We start from the raw sequence: 16,408 nt of genomic DNA on the forward strand, positions 1-16,408 counted from the left end.
CATGACCACGCTGTATGAAGAACTGAAGTCCCGCGCGCCGGAGTGGGAGGAATACACGAAGCACGAGTTCGTGGAAAAGCTTGGCGACGGCACACTGCCCCTCGAAGCTTTCCAAGACTACCTCGTGCAGGATTACCTCTTCCTCGTGCACTTCGCCCGGGCGCATGCCCTGGCCGCGTTCAAGAGCCGTCGTCTGTCGGAGATTGAAGCCGTGAGCACCGCGATGTCCGGCATTATCGACGAGACGAAGCTGCACCGGAAGCTCACCGCCGAGTGGGGCATTTCCGAAGACGAGCTCGACCGCGCCCCGGAGAAGATGGGCACCGTGGCTTACACCCGCTACGTGATCGACACGGGTCTGGCCGGTGACGTGCTGGAGCTGCAGATTGCGTTGGCTCCGTGCCAGATCGGGTACGCCGAGATCGGCACATACCTTGCCCCGCGCCTGGAGGGCCGCGAGGATCACCCGTACAGCGACTGGATCACCACCTACGCCGCCGAGGACTTCCAAGGCATGGGCCAGGCATCCATCGAGACGCTGGACCGGCTTGCCGAGATGCCCGCCGAGGACCTCGTGGGCACACCGCGGTTTGAGCGCCTGCTGGACATTTTCCGCACGGCGTCCCGCCTCGAGCGCGACTTCTGGCAGCAGGCGCTCGATTCCGTGGGGTCAGCCCACGGAATCAAAGAAAGTTAAAGCAGCGACAGGATCTGCCGTTCGTATTCACCGAACTCCGGGGATGCGAGCACATCGATCCCGCGGGGGCGAGGCAAGTCGATCTCCACGATCTCGCGCACCGTGGCCGGCCGGGGGCTGAACACGACCACGCGGTCAGACAGCATGACGGCCTCGCGCACGTCGTGGGTGATCAACAGTGCTGTCCATGAGTTGTCGGCCCACACTTGTTGCATCCACGTTTGGAGTTCTTGGCGGGTGAGGTAGTCGAGGGCGCCGAACGGCTCATCAAGAAGCAGGGTGCTGCGCTCCTGCACCACCGTGCGCAGCAGCGCGGCACGTTGGCGCATGCCGCCGGGCAGCTCGAACGGCAGCGAGTCCTCAAAGCCGTCGAGGCCGAAGCGGGGGAACCATTCACGGGCCCGGGCACGCGCTTCCTTCCGCGGCACACCTTGGACTTCCAACCCGAGCGCCGCGTTCGCCAAGATGCTGCGCCAGGAAAAGAGCAAGTCCTTCTGGGGCATGTAGGCGGTGAGGTCGCGGCGGCCTTGGGCGGGGGTGCCGTCGAAAAGCACTGAGCCTGAATCGGGCGCATCGAGGCCAGCGATGATGTTGAACAGCGTTGATTTGCCCGCGCCCGATGGCCCGACGAGGGAGACGAACTCCCCCGGCGCGACGTCGAAGGAGACACCGTCAAGCACGTGCAACGCCCCGAATGTGCGGCTGACGGACTGGAGTGAGAGGCGGGGTGTTTCAGCCACGGCGCGCCCTCCTTTCGGCCGCGTGCCACGGAATGACGGCACGCTCAATGAGGTACGTGGAAAGGTACAGCGCGATGCTGAGCACCGCCGTCACGGCCACCGCCGCGAGCACGAGGTCCGTCCGGAACGCGTTCTTCTGCACGCTCATGTAAATGCCCAAGCCCTGGCGCGCACCAACGTACTCAGCGAAAATCGCGCCCGTCACGGCGTAGGTGATGCCAATGCGTAAGGACGTGAAGAACGACGGGAGAGCCGACGGCAACCTCACCAAACTGAATTCCTGCCAGCGGCTGGCCCCCATGGAACGCAACAGGTTCGACGCTTCGCGGTCAGTGCGGTCAAAACCCTCGATCAGCCCGATGGCCACCGGGAAGAACGTGACCAGAGCGACCACGAGCATCTTCGGCAGCATGCCGAAGCCGAACCAAATGATCATCAGCGGAGCGATGGCGATCACGGGGATCGTCTGCGAGGCCACCAGTAGCGGGATGAGGCCGCGCTTGAGTGTGGGCGAGAAGTCCACCGCGATGGCAATGAACCACGCGCACACCATAGACAGCGCGAAGCCAGCGAGCGTGACGCCCAGCGTGGACGCGGCGTGGCCGGCAATGACCTCGCGCTGCTCCCACCCGGCGGTGACCACCCGGCTGGGCGCCGGGAGGATCTGCGGGCGGACCCCGGTCAGGCGCACGGCAGCCTCCCACACCGCAATGAGGGCGGTGAGGAAGACGACCGGCGTGACGACGCTAATCCGCGAGGTATTCATTGGTGAAGTAGGTCGACCAGTCCGGGTCCTCGGTCAGCGGCTTGTTGTTGGCATCCACAAGCAGGCCCTGCTCCCCCAGGAACGTGCCCAGCTCAGCCCAGTGCTCCTCGGTTTGGCGGCCGAACTTGCCGCCCTCATCGAGCATGTACTTCTCGGCGAGCATGCGCTGGCTGCGCTTGAGGAAGTCCACGTCCGTCAGCAGGTCCGAGTTCTCCTCGTGCAGGATCTGGGCTGCAGCATCCGGGTCATCGACCGAGTCTTGGTAGCCGCGCTGGAGTGCCTGGACGAACTTCTTCGCCTGCTCCGGGTTCTTCTCCAGCCAGGTGCCGTTGCCCAGGATGATCACGTTGTAGCAGTCCGGGAAGCCGTAGTCGGTGTAGGCGAAGTTCTTCAGCTCGACGCCGCGATCTGCGGCCTCAATGCCCTCCCAGGCGACGAAGGGGACGGTAAAGTCCACGTCGCCGTTGTACAGCGCCTCATACGCGCTGGTGCCCAGGGTGACGGTCTCGATGTCGCCCTTGCCGCCGGCGGCCTGGATGACGCCGCGCATGGTGGCTTCCTCCGACGGGTTAGCGAAGCCGCCGTAGGTCAGGCCGTCCAGGTCAGCCGGGCTCTTGATCTCGTCGCGGTCCGCCAAAACGGAGACCTCAGTGGACCAGGTCTGCTGGACCGCGAGGACCGAGCGCACGTCTGCCCCAGCAGCCATAGTGATCGTAGCGGTGTCCTGGAAGCTCACGCCGAACTCCGCCTGCCCGGCATCGACCATGAGATCCGGGTTGGAGTCGTTGTACGGCAGAACCTCCACATCCAAACCGGCGTCTTTGAAGTAGCCCTTGTTGATGGCCACGTACAGGCCAGTGTGGTTCGTGTTCGGCGTCCAGTCCAGCGCGATGCGGATCTTGTCGCCGCCAGCGCCGCCGGCACCACCGCCTGCCTGGTCTGCACTGTCCGCGCATGCGGTGAGCATGAACACTCCCGCCAACGCAGCCATGAACACTGCGAGCTTTTTGGAGATCTTCATTGTCCTCGGGCCTTTCTTTCCTCCTGGCGAAAGGCCCACGGGTGCACGCGCACTGGTGCGCAGGAGCGTCCCCGTGACAATCCCTCCGCCAGTCCAAACTGGATCAGGTTCAACGGGTCTTATCTCAGCCCCCAGAGGGCACCCCGTGTCACGTGTCTCTTTTTATACCAGCCGGGAGTGACCGCCGAGGGAGAATCGTTGAAAACATCCCCCAGGGAAGGCGAAAGGCGGCCACCGAAAAGGGTGACCGCCTTAGCGTTATCTTCGGTTACTCGGAGCCGGGCGCTGCTGGCTCAGCCTCCGGCGCAGGGACCGTGCCCGCGCTGGAACCGGAGCTGCCCCGGTCGGAAGAACCTGAGGAACCGGAGGATCCAGACGATACTTTTGCACAATCGGTACGTAACTACTAGCTCGGTTTACGTGTATAAACAGGTGACGCTACGGAACCGGGTGAAGCTTAGAACGGGCTTAAGCATTCACCAGTTTTTCGGCTAAAACCTCAGGCGGTATCGGGACGGTAACTGCCTTCAGCGACGGGGTTTCGTGGGACTAGATTTGCTGCGCGACGAACTCCTCGAAACGGTCCGCCACGATTCCCGGCTCACGAGCCCAGCGGTTGTGGCCCAGTCGGCCGGGAAGCTCCTCGGCCTTGCGTGGCGCTTTCTCTAGGTGCTCGAGAAGGTACTCGCAGGATTCAAGGGTGCACTCGGAATCGTTCGCAAACCGGGTCAGCAGCACCGGAACGCGGACGTTCTTGATCTCCTCGGCGTAGTTGATGTCCTGGCCCTGGAGATCTGCGATGGTGTTCATGCGGCTGAAGCGCGACCACTCGTAGACGTGCCGGCCGGACTGGCGGCCGTAACCGGCGATGTCCAATGCGCCGCCCGGCCACACGCCGCGCAGCTTGGCCACCTGGCCCATCATCTGCCCGCCAAGCAGAGCGCGCACGTGGTCCTTCCCGGTGAAACCGCGGTGGTAGGGGCTGCCGGAACCGACTCCCATCAGACCCTGGACGTTGAGCTCTTTAGCCTCCGGCCGTGCCAGGAACATCGAGCCCACCTGGCCGCCCATGGAGTGTGTCAGCAAATAAGTGGGATGGTTGGGCTGAAGCGAGAGCTCCTTCTTCGCCGCCTTGATGCCCTCCGGGTAATCCTCCGATGCCAAGTTGTGGTAGCCCCACTGGTTATCCGGCATCGCTTTCGTGGTGTTCGTGCCCTGGCCGCGCAACTCACCGATAGCCACGTAGTACCCGCGCGACGCCAGTTCCTTCGCCAACGGACGGTAATACCGCGCACCCATGCCGAACCCGGGCCACATCATCACCAGCGGCGCGCCGGCGCGCGGCTCTTTCGGCTCGAAACAATAAACCGTGCTCACAGAGTGATCCGGCAGGTACGACAAGGTGTAATGCTCATCCACGGACGTCATGCAGGCTATTGTGCCAGCACTGGCGGGGAGAGCGCCCAAGTTTGAGGGGAAAACCTCCTAAACGTCGAGAAAGCGCACGTCCTTCGCCTTGCGGGTAATGAAGGACCGGCGGGCAGCGACATCATCGCCCATGAGGATAGAGAAGAGTTCGTCGGCGCGCTGGGCATCCTCAAGCTCGACGCGGCGCAAGATGCGGTTCTCCGGATCGAGGGTGGTCTCCCACAGCTCGCCCGGGTTCATCTCGCCGAGACCCTTGTAGCGCTGAATACCGTCGTCGGTGTTGATCTTGCGGCCCTCGTTGAGGCCCTCTTCCAGCTCAGCGTCGCGCTCCGCATCGGAGTAGGCGTAACCCGGCTCGCCCTTATGCCACTTCAGCTTGTACAGCGGCGGGTTGGCCAAAAACACGTGGCCATCGCCGATGAGCTCCGGCATGAGGCGGTAGAGCAGCGTGAGCAGCAACGTCGCAATGTGCTGGCCGTCCACATCGGCGTCGGCCATGAGCACGATCTTGTGGTAGCGCAGCTTGGAGATGTCGAATTCGTCGTTGATGCCCGTGCCCAGCGCCGTGATGATCGCCTGGACCTCATTGTTGCTCAGCACGCGGTCAAGGCGCGCCTTCTCCACATTCAGAATCTTGCCGCGCAGAGGGAGAATGGCCTGGTACATCGAGTCGCGGCCCTGCTTGGCCGAACCGCCCGCGGAGTCGCCCTCCACAATGAACAGCTCCGAGGCCACCGGGTCCTTCGAGCGGCAGTCGGCGAGCTTGCCGGGCAAACCGCCCAGATCGGTTGCGGACTTGCGGCGCACCGACTCACGGGCCTTGCGCGCAGCCTCACGAGCCTGAGAGGAAGACACGGCCTTTTTGATGATGACTTTTGCCTCCGCCGGGTTCGCATCGAACCAGTCGTTGAGGTGCTCGTTCACCGCCCGCTGCACAAAGCCCTTGATTTCGGAGTTGCCCAGCTTGGTCTTGGTCTGGCCCTCGAACTGCGGGTCTCCCACGCGCACAGAGATCACTGCGGCCAGGCCCTCGCGACAGTCGTCGCCGGTGAGGTTCGGGTCCTTGTCCTTGATCAGCTTGTGCTCGCGCGCGTACCGGTTCATCAGCGAGGTCAGTGCCGCGCGGAAGCCCTCCTCGTGCGTGCCGCCCTCGTGCGTGTTGATCGTGTTGGCAAAGGTGTGGACAGACTCCTTGAAGCCGCCGTTCCACTGCATCGCAATCTCGAGCTCGTGGTCAGTACCCTTCGCCTCAAAACCGACGATGGTCGGGTGGATCGCCGTCTTCGTGCGGTTGAGGTAGTTCACGTAATCCACCAGCCCGTTCGGGTAGTGGTAGGTGACTTTCTTCTCGCGCTTCTTCTTCGAGGTCGGAGCGACGTCGCCGTCTTCTTGCTTATCGACGACATCCTCATCCGCAAACGAATCCCCCTCCACAACCTGAGCCGTGTCGCCTTCTTCGGCGATCGCCTCCAGCTCAAGCTCCTCATCGGAGACGCGCTCGTCCTTCAGGGTGATGGTCAGACCCTTGTTCAGGAAGGCCATTTCCTGCAGGCGGCGGGAAATGGTGTCGTAGTCGAACTCGACAGTCTCGAAGATCTCCGCGTCCGGCCAAAACCGGATCGACGTTCCAGTGCCGCGGGCGTTATCGCCCTCGACCAGGTCGTCCGGGATCGCGTTGGTGAAGTTCTGGTACCAGTGCTTGCCATCGCGCTTGATGTCCGCCTCGACGCGGGTGGACAGCGCATTCACCACAGAGATACCCACACCGTGGAGACCACCGGAGACGGCGTAAGACTCAGAGTCGAATTTGCCGCCGGCGTGCAGTTGGGTCATGACCACCTGGACTGTCGGCGCGCCCGACGGGTGCATTTCCACGGGGATGCCGCGGCCGTTGTCCACGACCTGAACTCCGCCGTCGGCAAGCAGCGTGACCTCGACCTTGTCCGCGTGACCTGCCATTGCCTCATCGACGGAGTTGTCCACGACCTCCCACACGAGGTGGTGTAGGCCGCGACTGCCGGTGGAACCGATGTACATACCGGGACGCTTGCGGACGGCCTCCAGCCCCTCGAGGATGGTGATCGATGACGCGTCGTAGTTCGGTTGTTGCTCAGCCACGTGAACGACTCTCCTTGGAAAAAGCTTGCTTAACCGTGGTTATTTTACATGCCGCTGCAGACATTCCCGGTAGCGGCCGAGCGTGTGGGGCTGATCCGGGCGGCGTGTGAACGATTCAACCTCCCAGAGGGAATGCGTCGGAGAAACCCCAGGTGGCGAAAAACGGGGCACCGAATCGTTCACACTTATCCATAGGTATCTCTTGGACCGCGGCCCTTGACATGCAGCGGCCCGTAACGCCAGTTCTTCGTCTTCGGCGGGAAAACGTGCAGCTTGGTCACCACGCCCGGCCCGATTTTCTCCGCGATCTTGGCCAGGACCGTCGACTGCATGTACTTCAGGTTCGTCGCCCAAGCCGTCTGGTCGCACGCCACAAAGACCTCGCCGTCTTTGATCATGGTGACCTCGGTGTGCTGCGCGATCTTCGCGCCGACGAGCTCCTCCCAGTTGCCCATCACCCAGCCGTGCGCGATGGATTCCGTCCAGTCGCGCTGCTGAATCTCCTTCTTTACTAACGACGCAAATCCCGCCACCTCATACGACCGCGGCAGCGCCCGACCATCCGCACCGGTGGGCCGGCCGCGAAAACTCCGCGGTTTTGTGGCATCCGGAGTCAGGTCTAATCCGGGGACGACAGGTGTGGGACCGTCACCCTTGCCGAGCGAGCGCGTCGGCACCACCTTCTGCGCCTTCGCCAGATTGGGGACCTTGCCGTTGCGGCGCTTGGCGGTGGCGCGCAGGTTCTGGAACGTCGCAGTGACCAAGTCGACTGGTTCCTGGTTGTCGGTCACGACTCCTCCAACCGCGAGATCCCGTCTTCCATCACCACCGAGTAGCGGGCGGCGACATGCTGATCGAGGTTGTCGGGCAGGTCATCGCCGACCGCAGCGGTAATGAGCACTTGCTCCGCTTGCTGTGCGACAGCCACCAACCGTTCACGGCGCTTCGCGTCCAGCTCAGCGAAAACGTCGTCGAGAATGAGCACGGGATCCACGCCGTCTTCCGACAGCAACGCGTACTCAGCCAGGTGCAGTGCGAGGGCGAACGACCAGGTCTCGCCGTGGGAAGCGTATCCCTTCGCTGGTTGGTCGCCGAGCGTGAGCAACAGGTCGTCGCGGTGCGGGCCAACGAGCGTGGTCCCGCGATCGATTTCATCACGGCGCCGGCGAGCGAGCTCGGTGAGAAAGGCAGCCTCCAGGATCGCCGGGTCGTTGGAGGGTTCGCCGGCCAACTCGGTGACGGCCTTGTCCAGTGTGGAGGAGTACCCGATCGCGGCTGGTCGGGATTCGGGTGCGACGGAGGAATAGGAGGTGTGGACGGGGTTGCTGAGGGCGTCGATAAGCACGCGCCTGCCTGCGACGACCTGCGCGCCGAACGCTGCCAACTGCGCATCCCACGCGTCCAGGGTGCTCAGCGCGGCGGCACCGGAATCGTCGTTGTAGCCGCGGCGCAGCGCCATATTCGACGAACGCAGAAGAGCGTTGCGCTGGCGCAGAACTTTGTCGTAGTCGGCTTTCGCCCCGCCGAAGCGCGGGGTGCGGATGCTGGCGAGCGTGTCTAAGAATCGACGGCGTTCCGCGGGCTCACCGTTGACCAGGGCAAGATCCTCCGGCGCGAAGACCACCGTGCGCAGCACGCCGAGCATCTCGCGCGGGGACTTCAGACGGGTCCGGTTGATCTGCGCCTGGTTCTGCTCGCGGGCTTTGATCAGCAGATGGGTGGTCAGTTCGCGGCCGTCGTTGACCGTAGTCGCCGAGATGCGCGCATTGTTGGCGCCGGTGCGGATGAGCGGCTGATCCTGGGACACGCGGTGGCTGGCCAGCGTCGCGGTGTAGATCGCGGCCTCGACGATGTTCGTCTTGCCGTGGCCGTTGCGGCCGGAGAAGACCGTGACCCCAGGCTCGAGCGCCAAGTTCAGCTCAGGCCAGGAACGGAAATCCCGTAGGTCGAGCTCACGGAGATACACGGGTGATGGACCTGGTTTAGCCCGGCAGGCGGACCGGCATGAGCAGGTACGTGAAGTTCGTCGCTGGAGTCTCGAAGGATCCGTCCGGGCCAGCTTCCGGCAGCTCATCCGGCTCCGGGACCATGATCGCCGGGCGGGATGCTTCCGTGAACCCGAAGACGACGCGATCGGTGTGGATGACGTTCAAGCCGTCGCGCAGGTAGCCGGAGTTGAAAGCGATGAGCAGCTCGTCTGCACCGGTGAACGCGCACTGCAGGCTCTCGCTCGCCTCACCGGACTCAGCACCAGAGGCGAAGAGCGTGACCTCGCCCGGCTGGAAGTGCATCCGCAGCTGCGCATTGCGGTCGGCGACCAGGCTGACGCGGCGGATTGCTTCCATGAGCGGAGCGATCTCGACACTAGCCATCGAGGTGTGGGTCTTCGGCAGCAGCGGCTGAATGTTCGGGAACTCGGCGTCGAGCATGCGCGTGGTCGTCTCACGGTTGCCAGAGTGCAGGCCGAACAGGCCGTCGCCGCCGACGTTCTCGCCCGAGCCGACGGCGATTTCGACCGGCTCTTCCAGGTGAGTGTCCAGGGTGCGCGCGTTATCCAGCAGAGTCTTGGCCGGGATGAGCAGCTTCGCCTCGACGTTCGGTGCCTTCGGCTCCCACTCAAGCGAGCGCAAAGCCAAACGGAAACGGTCGGTGGCAGCCAGCTGCACGCGGTTGCCGGAGACCTCCATGTGGACACCGGTGAGCATCGGCAGCGTGTCATCGCGGCCGGCAGCAGAAGCGACCTGGGTGATGGCATCGACAAACGTAGTGGTGTCCAAGGTTCCAGTGACCTCGGGCAGGACCGGCAGCTGCGGGTAATCATCGAGCGGCATCAGCGGCAGCTCGAAGCGGGCGGAGCCGCCCTGGAGAAGAAGACGCTGGTTATCGGCAACAGAAACATCGAGCGGCTTCGCCGGCATGTTGGAAACAATGTCGGCCATGAGCTTGCCGGCTACAGCGACGCGACCAGGCTGGTCCACCTCTGCGGCGATGCGCACGCGGGTAGAAACCTCGTAGTCGAAGCCGGCGAATTCCAAACCATTGTCATCCGCTGTGATCACGACAGCGCGCAGCACAGGCTGGGTGTTTTTCGTGGGCAGGTTGCGTGCAACCCATGCCACCGCATCCGAGAGGTCATCTTTGTGGACGCGGAATGACACGTTCACGTCTGCCTGGGTGTCCATGCTTGCCTGCTCCTTGTTGCTGCTGCGTTCGGGCCGCGTTAGGGCCTTGAGTGCCAACTGGTCATTCAGCCTACCGACTGACCTGCCCGCTGCAACAAAAAGGGCACGGGCTTTTGTGATTCGTGAAAGCAGGTCGTGCGGGGCGGCGGCGGGCGTTGTGCACACCCTCTCTTTCTCTTGGTTTAAGTACTAAGAAAAAACCCGGGAAGAACAGTAAGTGTTGTGCAGTCTGTGGATGAACGGGCAAATGCCAAGAATGTCGGCCGAATCGGCGTGTGGGTGACGGGTGTGGAATTCGTGTGGGAAACCCCGATTCCTTGTGGACAAAAGATCGGCCGCTTTTTGTGTGCACAGCGAACCACACGTTTTCCACCGCTTCGCCCCTGATATCCCACACGTTATCCACCGGGGCGTGTGATTCGGTCGAGGCCTGTGAATTGAGCATTGGAGACCAACATCACACGGGCGCCCGGGCTAATTACACCCATGGAATTACACAGCTGTGAATAACTCTGTGGATAAAAGAAAAACCCCAGCTTGCGGGTGCAAACTGGGGTGGAAAACTGTGTGGAAAGTTCATTGTGAGCGGACTCGCGTCTTGATGATCTGCGTGAGCTCCTGGATTTCGTCGTACGTCTCGCGGTTCTCCGTCATTTCTTTGCGGATCTTCCGGTCGGCGTACATCACTGTCGTGTGGTCCTTGCCACCGAACTCCTGGCCGATCTTCGGTAGTGACAAATCAGTCAGTTCGCGACACAGATACATAGCTAGCTGGCGGGCATGCGCGACTGTGCGAGTTTTGCCGGCGCCGGTGAGCTTGTCCAAGGACACACGGAAGTACTCCGCGGCCACCTCTTTGATGGTGGTGGCAGTGATCTTGATGTCGCCTTCATCCGGGAGGATGTCACGCAGGGCGATCTGGGCAACGTCGAGCGTGATCGGCTCCTTGATCAGTGAGGAGTACGCCGACACCCTAATCAGCGCACCTTCGAGCTCGCGGATCGACGACTCGAACTTCGACGCGATGAGCTCCAGTACTTCATCGTCGACCTGGGTGCCGTCGGCAGCTGCCTTCTTCATCAGAATGGCAATGCGCGTTTCCAGGTCCGGTGGCTGGACATCTGTAATCAGTCCGCCCTCAAAGCGCGTGCGCAAACGGTCTTCCAGCGTGGTCAACTGCTTCGGCGGACGGTCAGAGGACAAAATGATCTGCTTGTTCGCTTGGTGCAGCGCATTGAAGGTGTGGAAGAACTCTTCCTGAGTACCTTCCTTACCTTCCAAGAACTGGATGTCATCGACCATGAGGATGTCCAGATCGCGGTACCGGCGCTTGAACGATTCTTGGCGGTCATCGCGGACAGAGTTGATGTAGTCGTTGGTGAACTCTTCCGATGAGACGTATTTAATGCGCAAGTCAGGTTGCAGCACGCGCGAATAGTTTCCGGCGGCGTGCAGCAGGTGCGTCTTGCCCAGGCCGGATCCGCCCCAGATGAACAGCGGGTTGTAGGCACGGGCCGGATTCTCGGCGACGGCGACAGCGGCGCCGTTGGCGAAACGGTTGGAAGAACCGATGACGAAGTTCTCGAAGGTGTACTTCGGGTTCAGCGATGTCTCGCGGTTCGGATCGTGCGCGGGCTTCTCGCGTTGAATGCGCTGCGGCACCTCCACAACCGGGTGCGCTGCCTGTTGGCGCGCCGATTCTTCAATGGCGTGCTGTTCTTGCTGCTGCGCGTGGATGCGCGCCAGCTCGTCCAGGCCCATCGGCAACTGCTCCCCTGCTATCGGAGCTGGGAATTGTCGTGCCTGCTCAGAATAGGTCGGGAACCACGGCGTCGGGTTCGGTGCCGTGTGCTGCACAGGCGGTTCAGGCTCGGGTGCAGGCTCTGGAGCCGCTGCGTCGACGGAGACCGCAATATTGCACGGCCGGTTCAAGTGGTGGGTGAGAATCTCGACAATATAAGGGCCGAGCTGATTTTCCACCACGTTTTTCGCTGCGGAGTGCGGGACGGAGAGGATGCAGTAGCCGTCGACAAGCATGACGGGGCGCACGAGGCGCAGATACGCTCGGTCGCCCGGTGTGAATGTGGGTACGGGTGAGTTGGGTCGCTCTGAAAGGTTGAGAAGTTCGTTGACAACGTCTTGCCACAGCGCGTCGAGCGCCTGCTGATCGAATGCCATGCTCGCCTACTTCTCCCTTAAATATGCCTCAGCCAATGAATGATGATGGATGATTGGACTGCATATCATCCACTGGCCTATTCACATCCCGTTCAGATATGAACATCGCTTCTACCTTGTACTCCACAACGTTATCCACAGGTGTGGGATTTGCCCCAACGGAGCTTTTCCACAAGTTAGGCTCCTCGCTGTGGAATTCACTTTCCTAAGAGAAATATGGTTTGACCTGCCAGAAACATAAGTTACCGCGTTGAACCTTAAGGTTTCCTTGAGATTTATCCACAGGGAGAAGCTTCCTGTTCAATGAAGTTGTGGCGATAGAACTGTTTACCCTCCGTTCAGCCCCGATGTCTACAAATGGCCCAATCGTTTACTTTCTACATCGGGCGATCCGGGGTGCAGCGTTACGTTCGCTTCTCCTCTTCCGCAGTAAGCGTCGGCGTGTCGCCAGCTCCCCTGTGGATAACTACAGCCATGTTATTTCGGGGGTAGCTTGAAGCGGGAAGCGTCACCCCCGCTGAAAACCCCTGTTTGCTGGGAATTAGCTGTGTCTACAGCGATTTGTGTCACCCCGTGCAGCTGCCGTATCCTGTTTAGGTCTGTCGCATCCAGGGCGTTGCCCGACGGATGTGCGTGAGAGGACCACTGCGCTTCCACCACCGGGTTTCATGCGCACGCTCTCACTGAAGTTCCATCTTTGGCCGCTTCTTCCCCGGTGGGCCCGCGGCCGCAACGTCAAGGAGTAAACCCGTGCCTAAGCGGACTTTCCAGCCCAACAACCGTCGTCGTGCACGCAAGCACGGCTTCCGTACCCGCATGAACACCCGCGCCGGCCGCGCCATCGTTTCCGCACGCCGCAAGAAGGGCCGTTCCAAGCTCAGCGCGTAAACCGTGCTCCCGCGCGCCCACAAACTCGCATCATCGGCGGACTTCCGCACGGTCATGCGCAAAGGCGGGCGCGCTGGTACCCGCACCGTGGTGGTGCACTACTACACCCGAACCGATCCTGTCATCACTGGCGGGCCGCGGTTCGGGTTAGTTGTTTCTAAACAAGTGGGCAACGCGGTCACGCGCCATAGCGTTTCGCGGCGTCTGCGCCACGTGCTGGCGGGGTTCATCAGTGAGCTCCCGCGCGAGGTGGACATTGTGGTGCGCGCCCTGCCGCCAGCAGCGGAGGCCACGAGCAAGCAGTTGCTTGACGACGTCTCCTCCGCCCTCCCCCGCGCGCACAAGAAATCTAAGCGGGGGCGCCTGACGTGAGCTACTACAACACCGATGGCGAAGCCATTCCGGCCCCCCGCGGACCTGTGGGTTCCGCACTCGTGGGCGCGGTGCGGCTTTACCAAAAGTGGGTTTCTCCCCTTAAGATGGTTTCGACGTGCCGCTTCGAGCCGACGTGCAGCGCCTACGCCTTAGAGGCGGTGTCGCGGCATGGAGCAGGCAGAGGGAGTTTGCTGGCCGTTGCCCGTGTGTGCAAGTGCGGGCCGTGGCACCCGGGCGGATACGACCCCGTACCGCTGACGTAGTTTTTGAGATCCAGGAGTTAGTTGGACCTGTGCTGAATTTCATTTATTGGCCTATCTCAGCGGTGCTGTGGTTCTGGCACAAGATTTTCGGATACATCTTCTCGCCGGATTCGGGCGCCTCGTGGCTGCTGGCCATTGTCTTCCTGACGTTCACCATCCGTATCTTCCTGGTCAAGCCGATGGTCAACCAGTTGCGCGCCGGCCGGAAGATGCAGGAGCTGCAGCCGCAGCTGCAAGAGATCCGCGCGAAGTACAAAAACGACCAGCAGAAGATGGCTATGGAGACCCAGAAGGTCTACAAGGAAGCCAAGATGAACCCGCTGGCCAGCTGCATTGTTCCGCTGGTTCAGCTGCCGGTGTTCATTGGTCTGTTCCACGTGCTGCGCTCGTTCAACCGCACCGGTACTGGTGCCGGCGGTCTGGGCATGTCCATCGAGCAGAACCGCAACACGGCGAACTACATCTTCTCCCCCGAAGACGTGCAGTCCTTCCTGGATGCCCGCATCTTCGGTATCCCGCTGTCGTCTTACATGTCCATGCCGGAGGAGCAGTTCGCGGCCTTCGCCCCGGTGGACTTCACCCGCATGAACATCATCATGGTGGCTCTGCCGCTGGTGCTCATCTGTGTGGTGATGACCCACCTCAACGCCCGTCTGAGCATGTCCCGTCAGCGCAAGCGCATGGCCAAGAAGAAGGCCGAGGATGAGCTGCGCGGCAAGAAGCCGTCCCAGGACGGCCCGCTGTCTCCGGAGATGATGGAGACGCAGATGAAGACCATGAACGGCATGATGCTGTGGTTCCTGCCGGCAACCCTGCTGTTCACCGGCTTCCTGTGGCACATCGGTCTGCTGACCTACATGGTGTCCAACAACGTGTGGACGCTGGTGCAGACCAAGCTCGTCTTCGACAAGATGGACAAAGAAGAGGCTGCTGAGGAAGAGGCCAAGCGCGAAGCGCGTCGTGCTTCTGCCCCGCAGGTCGGCGCGCGCAAGGTGGATAACCGTTCCAAGAAGCAGCGCGCCAAGGACGCACAGAACCAGGCGCGCACCAACGCGAACACGAACCACCCGGAAGGTGTGACTGAGCCGGAAGAGCAACCGGAACCACAGTCGGAACAGAAGACCCGCCAGCAAATCCAGAACGAGCTGAGCAAGAACAACAAGAGCAAGAAGAAAAAGAAGAAGGGGAAGTAGGGTGCCTGACGTCGCAGCGGAGATCTTCGGGGACCGTCTGCCGTTGGCGCAGGCGTACCACGACTCGCTGGCCACGACTGCCGCGGAGCGCGGCTTCATTGGCCCGAAGGAAGTTCCCCGTCTGTGGGACCGGCACATCTTCAACTGCGCCGTGATTGGCGAGGCCTTCAAGGAAGGCCAGCGCATCGCGGACATCGGCTCTGGTGCCGGCCTTCCCGGCATCCCGCTGGCCATTGCGCGCCCCGATTTGGACATCACCCTGATCGAGCCGCTACTGAAGCGCTCCAGCTACCTCAGCGAGGTCGTTGCGGAGCTCGATCTGACCAACGTCACGGTCATTCGCGGTCGTGCAGAAGAGCAGAGAAAGACGCTTTTCGACGCTGTGACATCCCGCGCTGTCGCCCCCCTGGGCAAATTGGCGTCCTGGTCGCTTCCGTTGGTGTGCCCGGGAGGTGCGATGGTGGCGATGAAGGGGGCGTCGGTAAGCGAGGAACTCGAACGCGACGCGAAACAGATCGCGAAAGCCGGCGGCGTGGATGCCGATATTTTCACTGTTGGTGAGGGTGTTCTGGAGCAACCCACAACCATGATCCGCATTGTCCGGTCCAGTTAGTACTCTGTCAAGCATGTGGGATGACACTCCGATCGGCGCAGCCGCTCAGCGCGCCGCGCAGATGAACTCGAACAGCGCCTCCGTGCCGAAGCCGGAGCGCCCGCGCGTGTTCACCGTGGCCAACCAGAAGGGCGGGGTGGGTAAAACCACCACCTCGGTGAATCTGGCTGCCTCGTTGGCGCGGATGGGCCGCAAGGTGCTGGTGATTGATTTGGACCCGCAGGGCAACGCGTCCACCGCGCTCGGGGCTGCGCACCGCGATGGTGAGACCTCCAGCTACGAGCTCCTCATTGGCGATGCGCCTGCGGAGGAAGCTCTGCAGCGTTCCAGTGACAACGAGAACCTGTGGTGCATCCCGGCGACCATTGACCTAGCCGGCGCCGAAATCGAGCTGGTCAGCCTGGTTCGCCGCGAGTACCGCTTGGCAGATGCGTTGCGCGGAGGCTTCCTGGAGGAGCATGACTTCGACTACGTCTTCGTGGACTGCCCGCCGTCGCTGGGCCTGCTGACCATCAACGCGATGAATGCGGTGGATGAGGTGCTCATCCCGATTCAGTGCGAGTACTACGCGCTCGAGGGCGTGGGTCAGCTGCTGAACAATATCTCGATGATCCGCCAGGCGCTCAACCCGAACCTGCACATCTCAGCGGTGCTGCTGACTATGTACGACGGGCGCACGAAGCTCGCCGAGCAGGTGGTGGATGAGGTCCGCGGCCAGTTCGGCGACGTGGTGCTGCGCAATGTCATCCCGCGCTCGGTGAAGGTGTCGGAGGCTCCCGGCTTCGGCCAGTCGGTCATTGAATACGATCCCGGTTCGCGTGGAGCATTGGCGTATTTCGATGCGGCGATGGAGCTGGCCACCCGCGGCGACTACCAGCCGCATTCCAGCACGGGCCCGATTGGTGTCAGCCCGGAAATTGCCGCGGAGTTGGGTGAGGAGGACTAA

The 16,408-nt window shown here is 62.0% G+C and carries 16 protein-coding genes and 1 riboswitch; of the genes, 7 read left to right on the forward strand and 9 right to left on the reverse strand.

From position 1 onward, the window contains the following. The first annotated feature begins 1 nt into the window (after window position 1). Complete coding sequence (gene tenA / locus KBX07_RS06395; protein ID WP_005287664.1) at window positions 2-697, forward strand: thiaminase II; 696 nt, start codon at window positions 2-4, stop codon at window positions 695-697. On the opposite strand, the gene KBX07_RS06400 is transcribed toward tenA, so the two are convergent. The 9 genes from KBX07_RS06400 to dnaA form a co-directional block, all read right to left on the reverse strand. Further along, window positions 694-1,437 (reverse strand): ABC transporter ATP-binding protein, encoded by a 744-nt coding sequence (locus KBX07_RS06400; RefSeq protein WP_256023470.1) that lies wholly within the window; start codon window positions 1,435-1,437, stop codon window positions 694-696. The two genes, tenA and KBX07_RS06400, sit on opposite strands and share 4 nt — an antisense overlap. Then, window positions 1,430-2,203 (reverse strand): ABC transporter permease, encoded by a 774-nt coding sequence (locus KBX07_RS06405; protein WP_005287669.1) that lies wholly within the window; start codon window positions 2,201-2,203, stop codon window positions 1,430-1,432. The genes KBX07_RS06400 and KBX07_RS06405 overlap by 8 nt, the downstream gene beginning before the upstream one ends. Then, window positions 2,184-3,224 carry an ABC transporter substrate-binding protein gene (locus tag KBX07_RS06410; RefSeq protein ID WP_005287672.1) on the reverse strand — a complete coding sequence of 347 codons (1,041 nt, stop codon included), beginning with the start codon at window positions 3,222-3,224 and terminating at the stop codon, window positions 2,184-2,186. The genes KBX07_RS06405 and KBX07_RS06410 overlap by 20 nt, the downstream gene beginning before the upstream one ends. 62 nt (window positions 3,225-3,286) lie before the next feature. Further along, window positions 3,287-3,380: riboswitch (TPP riboswitch) on the reverse strand. A 393-nt stretch (window positions 3,381-3,773) separates the two neighbouring features. Continuing rightward, entirely contained in the window at window positions 3,774-4,652 is an 879-nt protein-coding gene (locus tag KBX07_RS06415; protein WP_005287675.1) for an alpha/beta fold hydrolase, read from the reverse strand. 57 nt (window positions 4,653-4,709) lie between these two features. Beyond that, window positions 4,710-6,770, reverse strand: coding sequence for a DNA topoisomerase (ATP-hydrolyzing) subunit B (gyrB, locus tag KBX07_RS06420; RefSeq protein ID WP_256023472.1), 2,061 nt, complete (start codon window positions 6,768-6,770; stop codon window positions 4,710-4,712). A gap of 185 nt (window positions 6,771-6,955) precedes the next feature. Then, window positions 6,956-7,561, reverse strand: a complete 606-nt coding sequence (locus KBX07_RS06425; RefSeq protein ID WP_256023474.1) for a DciA family protein — start codon at window positions 7,559-7,561, stop codon at window positions 6,956-6,958. Next, window positions 7,558-8,736, reverse strand: a complete 1,179-nt coding sequence (recF, locus tag KBX07_RS06430) for a DNA replication/repair protein RecF (RefSeq protein ID WP_256023476.1) — start codon at window positions 8,734-8,736, stop codon at window positions 7,558-7,560. The genes KBX07_RS06425 and recF overlap by 4 nt, the downstream gene beginning before the upstream one ends. Window positions 8,737-8,752: 16 nt before the next feature. Next, window positions 8,753-9,952 (reverse strand): DNA polymerase III subunit beta, encoded by a 1,200-nt coding sequence (dnaN, locus tag KBX07_RS06435; protein WP_255994641.1) that lies wholly within the window; start codon window positions 9,950-9,952, stop codon window positions 8,753-8,755. A gap of 576 nt (window positions 9,953-10,528) precedes the next feature. Next, window positions 10,529-12,130, reverse strand: a complete 1,602-nt coding sequence (gene dnaA / locus KBX07_RS06440) for a chromosomal replication initiator protein DnaA (protein WP_255994640.1) — start codon at window positions 12,128-12,130, stop codon at window positions 10,529-10,531. A 750-nt stretch (window positions 12,131-12,880) separates the two neighbouring features. On the opposite strand from dnaA, the gene rpmH reads away from it, so the two are divergent. Genes rpmH through KBX07_RS06470 form a run of 6 tightly spaced genes read left to right on the forward strand, consistent with a single transcriptional unit; the run spans window position 12,881 to window position 16,408 of the window. After that, window positions 12,881-13,018, forward strand: a complete 138-nt coding sequence (gene rpmH / locus KBX07_RS06445) for a 50S ribosomal protein L34 (protein ID WP_005287695.1) — start codon at window positions 12,881-12,883, stop codon at window positions 13,016-13,018. Between the two features lie 3 nt (window positions 13,019-13,021). Further along, entirely contained in the window at window positions 13,022-13,390 is a 369-nt protein-coding gene (gene rnpA, locus KBX07_RS06450; RefSeq protein ID WP_005287697.1) for a ribonuclease P protein component, read from the forward strand. Continuing rightward, window positions 13,387-13,656 (forward strand): membrane protein insertion efficiency factor YidD, encoded by a 270-nt coding sequence (gene yidD / locus KBX07_RS06455; protein WP_156774791.1) that lies wholly within the window; start codon window positions 13,387-13,389, stop codon window positions 13,654-13,656. Before rnpA ends, yidD begins: the two co-directional genes overlap by 4 nt. 29 nt (window positions 13,657-13,685) lie before the next feature. Next, window positions 13,686-14,849, forward strand: coding sequence for a membrane protein insertase YidC (gene yidC / locus KBX07_RS06460; RefSeq protein ID WP_255994638.1), 1,164 nt, complete (start codon window positions 13,686-13,688; stop codon window positions 14,847-14,849). A gap of 1 nt (window position 14,850) precedes the next feature. Continuing rightward, complete coding sequence (rsmG, locus tag KBX07_RS06465) at window positions 14,851-15,462, forward strand: 16S rRNA (guanine(527)-N(7))-methyltransferase RsmG (RefSeq protein WP_256018529.1); 612 nt, start codon at window positions 14,851-14,853, stop codon at window positions 15,460-15,462. Window positions 15,463-15,475: 13 nt separating this feature from the next. After that, a complete protein-coding gene (locus KBX07_RS06470; RefSeq protein WP_305082889.1) occupies window positions 15,476-16,408 on the forward strand; it encodes a ParA family protein in 933 nt (310 codons plus the stop codon).

Source organism: Corynebacterium sp. CCUG 70398 (assembly GCF_024454055.1).
Classification (GTDB): Bacteria; Actinomycetota; Actinomycetes; order Mycobacteriales; family Mycobacteriaceae; genus Corynebacterium; species Corynebacterium genitalium.